This is a genomic window from uncultured Anaerococcus sp., from assembly GCF_947253225.1.
GTDB lineage: Bacteria > Bacillota > Clostridia > Tissierellales > Peptoniphilaceae > Anaerococcus.
Genome location: NZ_CAMXYR010000019.1, coordinates 19779 through 29087, shown reverse-complemented (window position 1 = coordinate 29087; position 9309 = coordinate 19779). Strand labels below are relative to the sequence as shown.

Sequence of the window (9309 nt, the reverse complement as noted above, 5' to 3'; positions counted from 1 at the left end):
GATGAGCGCAATAGTCTCGTGGGCTCGGAGATGTGTATAAGAGACAGACCAAGTCTTTTTTTGTACGTAAATTAGAAGCTGTATAAATAACTAACACCTATCACGAAAACACGTTTGCTGAGAAACTATTTCGGACTATTGTACTCAGTTTATGTTATAAGAGTGATAGTTAAAGCATCTTTTGGTACTGGGAAGTAGCTGTATGCTAGATTTAAGACTAAGCTCCTATGAAACTATAAAAATACCTAATGGCATTTTGAACTTGAAATATAGCTATTAAAGCATAGGAAGAATTTCTCGGCAAACGACTTTAAGAGTAAATCGCAGAACAAAGACAATTTAATCGTTATACAAATAAAGAAATTTACTTGAATCACGATATAATGATTTAGAAAGATTTATATGGACAAAGAAATGGATGTTAATTTTAAGAAACAAATAATGAATGATTATTCAATTACTTATGAAGAATTCGAAGCTAAAGGGAATATTTTTAAGGTAAATAAGGATGATGATTCCTTTATGTTTAATGATAAGAAATTATTCTCTGCGATATGTACAGGAGGAAGGGTATTTATGAGATCGGAAAATTCTGATTTAATAGATAAACTTAGGGAAAGTTTCAAAGCTTATCCAGGTGCCTGGTTTGCTGAGGCAGATAATATCAGATCTTTAGATAGAATTCTGGGAGAATTTGGCATAGAAATTGATAATTTTTTTCCTTTGATGAGTTTTACTAATAGGAAAGTACTTGTAAGAGACTTTGTATTTACAAGGATAGAGAAAGAAGATATAGAAAAGTTTAAAGGAAAGACTAAAATGGCCTTTACTTTTGATTATGATGATAGACTTGGCCTTAGTTATTATGATGACAAAAAATTAATAGCCCTTGCTGGTAGCTCTGTTTCTGGGAAATACCTTTGGGATGTTGGTCTGGAGAAATTTTCTGAAGAATCTAAATACAATGGCCTTGCTGCCTCTATTTTAAGGAGTCTATCTTTAATAATAAGGCAAGAAAACCCCGATATTAGCCCTATTATAACGACGCAATTTTCTCATACTAAGTCAATTAATACTGCAATTAGGGCAGGATATGAAATGAATCTTTGTCTTACAGGTAGTCGAAAATAAGCCCTTATTTTATGGATTTTATGTTGAAAAAATAATTTAAAGCGGTAATTTATAAGGGTAAGGATTTTTGGAATGTAGCCAAGTTGGTAAGGCACCAGATTCTGACTCTGGAGAGCACAGGTTCGAGTCCTGTCATTCCAGCCATTTACAGCTTCGGCTGTATTTTTTTTGCTTTTAAGAAGAATAGTCTAGGGATAAAGTATTTAATTATCTTTCAAATAAATTTCGCTAACTTACGAAGACTATAAGACTTATCCTATATTCTTGTTGGGTGTATTAAAAAGAGGTTGATTAAGGCTCTTAAAATTGATTTATTTTTTCTGTATGATTTTCTAATAGTATTATGAGTAAGATTTTTAAGTTTATAACAATTCGTAAAATTATATTTAATAATATAGGATTGACCAGTACAGCTTTCTTTTTTGTTTGGTTTTATAAGTGTGGGTAGGATACTTTAATTTATTTAATTATTGAAGTTTTTTTGCAAATATTTGTGGGATCGGAAATAAGATAGGGAATTATCTCTAGTGATTTAATAGTTGCTAGAGTTTTTTATTGAAAATTTTCAATTGCTTGATAATCTACTTGAAAACGCTTGACAGATGTTTGAATTTCTTGTACTATATAGATAAGTGAACAAAAAAAGATATAATAAGACAAAAACAAACAAGGAGGTCTTATGAAGGTTTATATTTCTTCAGATGTAAATGCTCTGGAATTAAAGGATGCTTTGATTGAAGAGCTAGAAAATTTATCAGTTGCTTATGAGGATTTGACTAAAGATGGTTTCGATTTTGTTGATAGTTCTAATGCAGTTTGTGAAAAACTTTTAGAGGTTGATGGAATTTTGACAACTGGGTCAGATGATGCTTGCGTGGGTGTTGTCCTTGATAGATATGGGGCAGGTAGCTATATGGCGTGCTCAAAACACAAGGGAATGGTTAGTGCGGAAGTATCAGATGAGAGAAGTGCTTTGATGACAAAAAGACATAATGGAGCAAGGATTTTGGTTATGGGTTCTGGAATTGTTGGTAAAGATTTGGCTAAATCTTGCCTTAGAAATTTCCTAAGCCATGGATATGATGGCGGTCGCCACCAAATCAGAATTGATATGCTCAACAAGATGATGTAGGAGGTAGATTATGAAAATAGCTTTGGGATGTGATCATATAGTTACAAGTCTTAAGATGGAAGTTTCAGACCACCTTAAAAGCCTTGGTCATGAGGTTGTTGATGTAGGAACATACGACAATACTAGAACCCACTATCCAATTTTTGGAAAAAAGGTAGGGGAGCTTGTTGCTAGTAAGGAATGCGACCTTGGTGTTGTTCTTTGTGGAACAGGTGTAGGTATTTCTACGTCGGTAAACAAGGCTTTTGGTACTCGTTGTGCTCTTGTGAGGGATTGTGCTACAGCTATCCATGCTAGGAGAGACCTCGATGCGAATGTAATTGCTTTTGGGGGCATGATTGTTGGTAGAGACCTTGCTTTTGAAATTGTTGACTCTTTCTTAAATGCTGAGTATGAAAAAACTGAAGAAAAGGATAAAATTATTAAGAAACTTATGGCTATTGAGGATAAGTACAAGGAAGATGAGAAAGACCAAGTTAATAATGATGAGTTTTTTGATGAATTTATTGAAAAATGGGATAGAGGAGAATATCACGACTGATTTCCAAGAAATGTCCATTCTATGCTGTTAATCTTCTATACAAACAAATTCATATAACAATTAGGGTAGTTAACAAAGCTAGTTATTTTAAGGAGCTAGTTTTAAGGCTTGCTAAGATATATTTAGTAATCTAAATTATTTAGGTGAATTTATTTTATAAAAAGGATAAGAGAAGGATAGGGTATGAAAAACAGTAGCTTGCTAGGGAGATTAGCTTTATTTGCAGATGCAATAATATGGTAAATGGCTTTGTTGCTAGTTCCTTGTCCTTAAATTACTTCTCTATCTAGCAATCTTTTATAATTGCCTTGTTAGTTTCTTTAGTAATATATGGTTTGAAGCTGAAAATTACTGGAATTTAAGGACTTAAAGAGGGAGCGATAATAGGAGTTTTTCTATTTGTAGCCTTCCTATCTCAAATACGGGGTCTTGGTTATACGACTGCAAGCAAGAATGCTTTTCAAAAAGCGGTAATCATTGTAATAGTTCCATTTTTAAGTTATCTTATCTCAGCTAGGAGAGTAAATAGAAACGAATTTTGTAAGCTTAAAGAACTCTCCTAGCAATAGCGATATTATCTTTTTGACATGTGACAGGTAGGATGATATTTGCAGGTATAGTTATAGTACAATATAAACAAAGATTAAAAACAAAGTGATTTAGTAGCGTAACTCTAGTTGGGCTATTAAGCAAAGGAAGAATTATGTTAAAAGAAAAAAGACACGAGCTTATTTTATCTCAACTACAGAATGAAGGCACAGTCCAGGTATCAAAGCTTAGTGAATTTCTAAGGGTAACTGACATGACAGTAAGGCGTGACCTTAAGGAGCTTGAGGATAAGAATCTCTTAGTGAGGGTTCATGGAGGGGCAAAAAGTCCTGATATGTCCTTACCTAGGGAGTTTTCTAATGATGAGAAACTTTCAAAAAATAGGGATCAGAAAGAATATATAGCAAAAATTATTGCGGCCCTAATCGGAGATTACGAAAATATATTTCTAGGGGCAGGAACCACTATTGAATATGTTAGTAACCACATAACTAACAAGACTTGTAATATCTACACCAACTCCTTGTATCTTTTTGAGAAACTAAAGTATATTAGAGGACTTAGGGTTTTTCTAATAGGGGGTGAGTTTAGGGAAATTACAGGTGCCTTTGTAGGAAGTCTTGCCATGGAACTTGTCGAAAAACTCAGATTTTCCAGAGCCTTCATAGGAGTAAATGGTATAGCTGATGGCATGGCTTACACTTATAGTGTTGATGAGGGTATCCTCCAAGCAAAAATTCTTGAAAATTCTAATAAGGCTTATCTTATTGCAGATTCTTCCAAAATTGGTGTTGAGGACTTCTATGGTTTCTATAATATAGAAAATGCTGATGTAATATGTGATAACCTCATAAATAATAAAGGGAAAAAAGAGATAGAGAAATTCACTAAATTGATTAATTGATTACAATTGGTTCCCTACTTTGTTGACTAAAGAAGCTATAGGTTATATAATTATAGTGGTAGTTACCAGTAGGAGGTATATATGTTTTTAGATTTAGATTATATTAAGGCGAATGATGCCATGAATACTTACAGCGAGATTTTCCAACAAGCTAATATTTGGGAACTTGTTTATGAGTCCTATGCTCAAAAGAAAGCAGAAATTGAAGCCTTTCTTGAAAGAGCTAAGGGCTCTAAGGTTATTTTCACTGGGGCAGGCACAAGTGAGTATGTAGGAAATATTGCCAAAGAATATCTCAAGATAAATGGAGATTTTGATTTTGAATCAATAGCTACAACAGACCTTGTTTCCGCCCCTTACTTGCATTTTAGAAAAGATGAAAAGACTCTCTTAGTTTCTTTTGCCAGAAGTGGTAATTCGCCAGAATCTCTTGCTGCAGTTGAGCTTATGGAAAAACTCGTGGATGATTGCTATAATCTAGCTATTACTTGTGCGGAAGATGGCAAGCTTGCACAAAAACTCTATGATGATGAAAAATCATATGTTTTCATTGAACCAGCTGGTACTAATGATAAGGGCTTTGCTATGACAAGTTCTTTTACTTCAATGCTTCTTACAAGCCTTCTTATTTTTGATAGGAAGAGTATTGATAAGGATAAGGTTGTTGGCAAGATTTCATCTGCTGCAAGGTCGATTTTGGATGATAAGGCTAGGCTAGAGAGCTTAGTGAATTTTGACTTCGATAGGATAATTTACCTAGGAAGTGGGCCTTTGTATAAGCTAACTAATGAGGCGAGGCTTAAAGTTTTGGAGCTAACAGGTGGACTTGTGGCAAGTATGTATGAGTCAAGTATGGGCTTTAGGCATGGGCCAAAGTCTTTTGTAAGTGGAAAAACTCTCGTTGTATCTTTTGTTTCAAGCAATCCTTACACCAGGGCTTATGATACAGATATCTTGGATGAGCTTTGCTTAGATAAGATAGCTAGGAAGGTTATTGGTGTAAGCACAACAGAGCTTGATGGCGCTTATGATAAGTTGCTTTATAAGCTAGAAGGGGTTGATGATGCCTATCTTTGCGTTCTATTTGCAGTTGTGGCTCAATTAATAAGCTTAATTACAGCTCTTAGGGTTGGCAATACTCCAGATAATCCATCTAAGTCTCATACTGTAAATAGGGTTGTAAAGGGCGTTACTATCCACGATTATACCAAGTAGGTCGCTATGAGTTTATATTCAGATATTGTAAAAGATATTACAGAGAAAATATCTACTATGGATAAGGGAGATAAGATTCCTTCTGAAAGACAGCTCTGCCTAGACTATGGGGTTAGCAGAACCACCATAAGAAATGCCATAGGAGATTTGGTAAATTCAGGACTTATCATCCAAATTCAAGGCAAGGGGAGTTTTGTTACAGGCAAGCACAATTTAAGGGATAATCTTTCAAACTATTATTCCTTCACCCAAAGAACTAGGGCAAACGGAATGGTTCCAAGGTCTGAGATAATCGACTTTAGGATAAAAAAAGCCACCAAAGACCTAGCCAAGCAGATGAAGCTTAACAATATGGATTTGATAATAGAGCTTGTAAGGTTAAGGCTTGCTGATGATGAGCCGATGATGTATGAAACAACCTATATTCCGTATGAAAGATTTACGAATATATCCAGAGAGTTGGTTGGCAAAAAACCACTTTACGATATATTTGATGAGTCTAATGCAAAAATTTTTACTGTAAATGAAAGATTTTCTGTAGCAAAACTTACCAATAAATTAGCTAACTTTTTAGGGCAAAAGGCAGATGCACCAAGCCTAAAGATTACAAGAAAGAGCTTTGACTTTGACGATAATTTGGTTGAATATACTATATCCTACGCCAGAGGAGATAAGTTCTACTATGAAACAAGTTATAGTCCAAGATAAGAGGAGAAAGAATGTATTATTTCGCAAAATATATAGTTTTAGAAGATAGGATTTTAGAAGATTATTATATGCAAATAGAAGATGGCAAGATTAAGTCATTTTCTAAAGAAGAACCAGAAAATTATGAAGATTTAGGAGAGATTATTGCTCCAGGTCTTGTGGATACCCATATTCATGGTTATGGTGGAAAAGATATAATGGATTGCAAGAAAGGTTACCTAAATGAAATTTCTAAGGGGATTTTGGAATGTGGGGTAACAAGCTTTTTACCAACTACTCTTACAGATTCAACTGAAAAATTAAATGAAGCTTGTAAGGTGATAGGCGAGGAATATGAAAATGTTGAAGGAGCCAAGGTTCGCGGGATTTTCCTTGAGGGACCATTCTTCACTGAAAAATATAAGGGAGCACAAAATCCATCCTATATGTCAGATCCTGAAATAGAAAAACTAAAAAAATGGAAAGACCTATCTAAGGGGTTGGTTAACAAGATTGCCATAGCTCCAGAAAGAGAAGGAGCAATCGACTTTATCAAAAAGGCCAACTCCATGGGGGTTAGGGTAGCCTTGGGTCACTCAGATGCAAGTTATGAGGAGGCTGTAAGGGCTGTTGAAGCAGGAGCTAATATTTTTGTTCATGTCTACAATGGTATGAGTGGTCTTCACCACAGAAAGCCTGGAATGGTTGGGGCAGCTATGAATACAGATTCTTATGGAGAATTGATTTGCGATGGCCACCATGTAAATCCAGCAGCAGCCAATGTTTTGATGAATGCCAAGGGCAGGGACAAGGTAGCTCTAATTACAGATTGTATGTCCGCAGGGGGAATGCCTGAGGGAGATTACAAGCTTGGAGAATTTCCAGTAATTGTAAAGGACGGAACTGCAAGGCTAAAAGATTCAGGAAATCTTGCAGGTTCAATATTAAGGCTAAAAGAAGCTGTAAAAAATGTTGTGGAATGGGAGATTGCTGATGTCTTTGAAGCTATCCAAATGGCAAGCCTTGTTCCAGCTAAATCAGTTGGTATAGACAATGTTTGTGGTAAGCTTCACGAGGGCTATGATGCTGACTTCATAGTGCTTGATGAAAACTTAGACCTAAAAGCAACCTTCTTAAATGGAGAGAGAGTTTTTGGATGATATTAACTATAACTGCTAATCCTTCTGTGGATATATCTTATCATTTAGATAAGTTTAACATTGATGATGTAACAAGAACATCTGATATCAATAAACACGCAGGGGGTAAGGGCATCCATGTAGGCTACGTCCTCAAAGAGCTTGGCGCAAGACCAGTGCATTCTGGTTTTGTAGGTGGCAAGCTCGGAGAATATATTGAAGATGACCTAGAAAAAAGAGGCCATGAGGCAAGGTTTGTAAAAATAAAGGAAGAAACTAGAAACTGTATAGCCATTCTTCACGAAGGCAAGCAAACAGAAATTCTTGAGGCAGGACCAACTATAGCAAGAGAAGAAGAGGAAGATTTTATTGATAAGCTTAAAGAAATAAGCGAAGACTGCGATGTTATAAACATATCGGGTTCTTTGCCAAAGGGAGTAACTAGCGATTTTTATAAAAAAATAATAAGCTTTGCCAAAGAAAATAATAAATTTATCTCAGTTGATACTTCAGGAAAAACCCTAAGGGATATGATTGAGGCTGAAATCAAGCCTGACTTAATTAAACCAAATGAAACAGAAATTGGCTATGTTCTTGGCAGAAAAATAGCAAAGAAAGACCTTGGAGATATCCTATTAGAAAAACCATTTAGTGATATCAAATACATCATAGTTTCTATGGGCAAGGATGGGGCGGTTGTTAAGGTAGGAAATAAACTTTACAATGCAAAAGTCCCTAAAGTTTGTGCAGTAAATCCTGTTGGGAGTGGAGATTCAACCCTTGCAGGAGCTATTTTTGCCATAGCCAAGAAAGAAAATGATGTGGATGTGATAAAGACAGCCATGACTTGTGGGCTCCTAAATGTTCTTACAGAAGAGATCGCCCACATAGAAATAGAAAAGTTTGACGAATATTTTGATAAAATAGAAGTAGAGGAATATAAATGAAAATTTCACAAGAAAAATTAGAAAACCTAAAGAAATTAGTAAATGAGGATGGAGCTATAGCAGCCCTTGCCATAGACCAAAGAGGGTCAATGGAAAAAATGATGCAAGCAGCAAATCCTGACCTAAATAATGTTGAGGGAATTGGTTCTTACAAGGAATTAGTATCAAAAGAACTTACACCCTTTGCTTCATCAATCCTCCTAGATCCAATCTATGGAGAAAAAGGAATTAAAGCCAAAGATAAAAATGCTGGACTAATCTTAAGCTATGAACAAACTGGTTATGATGAATATGATGAAGGAAGATTACCAAGACTAATTGACTTTATGAGCGTCCTAAGAGCAAAGGAAATGGGAGCAAATGCCATAAAAACCCTACTATACTTCGATTGTGATGATGATGAAAAAACAAACGACATCAAAAAAGCTTGGGTAGAAAGAGTTGGCTATGAATGTGAAGGACTTGGACTTCCACACTTTCTTGAAATCATAACCTATGATAGAAATATGGATTCAGAAAAGAGTGCAGAATATGCCAAAGTTAGACCATACAAGGTAAACTCTGCCATGAAAGAATTTTCTGACCCAAGATATAAGGTTGACGTACTCAAGGTAGAAACACCAACTAACATGAACTTTGTAGAAACAATAGGTAATGAAGAGGCCGTTTATACAAGAGAAGAAGCAATCAAACACTTCAAAGACCAAGCTGCATCAACAAATCTACCATTCATTTTCCTATCAGGTGGAGTAAGTGCTGAAATCTTCCAAGAAACCCTAAAACTTGCCAAGGAAGCAGAATCAAACTTCAATGGAGTCCTATGTGGAAGAGCAACATGGAAAGACTCAGTAGCAATATTTGGCAAAGACCAAGCAGAAGCTAAAAAATGGTTGGAATCAACAGGAAAATCAAATATAGAAACCCTAAATCAAGTCTTAATAGAAACAGCCCACTCTGTTTTTGAAAAGATTGAAGGATAAGAAAAGTTTAAATATTAACTAGTAAAAATGATATGAACCCTCTTTATTGGAAAAACCAACAAGGAGGGTTCTATTTGTAATAAA

At 35.3% G+C, this 9309-nt stretch carries 9 protein-coding genes and 1 tRNA gene; all 10 read left to right on the top strand.

What is annotated here, in order from left to right:
* Positions 1 to 402: 402 nt before the first annotated feature.
* A complete protein-coding gene (locus Q0W95_RS03855; RefSeq protein ID WP_297790181.1) occupies positions 403 to 1131 on the top strand; it encodes a hypothetical protein in 729 nt (242 codons plus the stop codon).
* 68 nt (positions 1132 to 1199) lie between these two features.
* Positions 1200 to 1275, top strand: a tRNA-Gln gene (locus tag Q0W95_RS03850).
* 535 nt (positions 1276 to 1810) lie between these two features.
* Complete coding sequence (locus tag Q0W95_RS03845; RefSeq protein ID WP_297790179.1) at positions 1811 to 2263, top strand: RpiB/LacA/LacB family sugar-phosphate isomerase; 453 nt, start codon at positions 1811 to 1813, stop codon at positions 2261 to 2263.
* 10 nt (positions 2264 to 2273) lie between these two features.
* On the top strand, positions 2274 to 2804 hold the full coding sequence (lacB, locus tag Q0W95_RS03840; RefSeq protein WP_297790177.1) for a galactose-6-phosphate isomerase subunit LacB: 531 nt from the start codon (positions 2274 to 2276) through the stop codon (positions 2802 to 2804).
* 703 nt (positions 2805 to 3507) lie between these two features.
* The gene (locus tag Q0W95_RS03835; RefSeq protein ID WP_297790175.1) at positions 3508 to 4257 is read left to right on the top strand and encodes a DeoR/GlpR family DNA-binding transcription regulator; all 750 of its coding nucleotides are present in this window, start codon (positions 3508 to 3510) and stop codon (positions 4255 to 4257) included.
* Between the two features lie 81 nt (positions 4258 to 4338).
* Positions 4339 to 5472 (top strand): SIS domain-containing protein, encoded by a 1134-nt coding sequence (locus tag Q0W95_RS03830; protein WP_297790173.1) that lies wholly within the window; start codon positions 4339 to 4341, stop codon positions 5470 to 5472.
* Positions 5473 to 5478: 6 nt separating this feature from the next.
* Positions 5479 to 6180, top strand: a complete 702-nt coding sequence (locus Q0W95_RS03825) for a GntR family transcriptional regulator (RefSeq protein WP_297790171.1) — start codon at positions 5479 to 5481, stop codon at positions 6178 to 6180.
* 11 nt (positions 6181 to 6191) lie between these two features.
* Positions 6192 to 7319: an N-acetylglucosamine-6-phosphate deacetylase gene (nagA, locus tag Q0W95_RS03820; RefSeq protein ID WP_297790169.1), complete on the top strand. Its 1128-nt coding sequence runs from the start codon at positions 6192 to 6194 to the stop codon at positions 7317 to 7319.
* Positions 7316 to 8245, top strand: a complete 930-nt coding sequence (locus Q0W95_RS03815; RefSeq protein WP_297790167.1) for a hexose kinase — start codon at positions 7316 to 7318, stop codon at positions 8243 to 8245. The genes nagA and Q0W95_RS03815 overlap by 4 nt, the downstream gene beginning before the upstream one ends.
* Positions 8242 to 9225 carry a tagatose 1,6-diphosphate aldolase gene (locus Q0W95_RS03810; RefSeq protein ID WP_297790165.1) on the top strand — a complete coding sequence of 328 codons (984 nt, stop codon included), beginning with the start codon at positions 8242 to 8244 and terminating at the stop codon, positions 9223 to 9225. Before Q0W95_RS03815 ends, Q0W95_RS03810 begins: the two co-directional genes overlap by 4 nt.
* Positions 9226 to 9309: the final 84 nt, after the last annotated feature.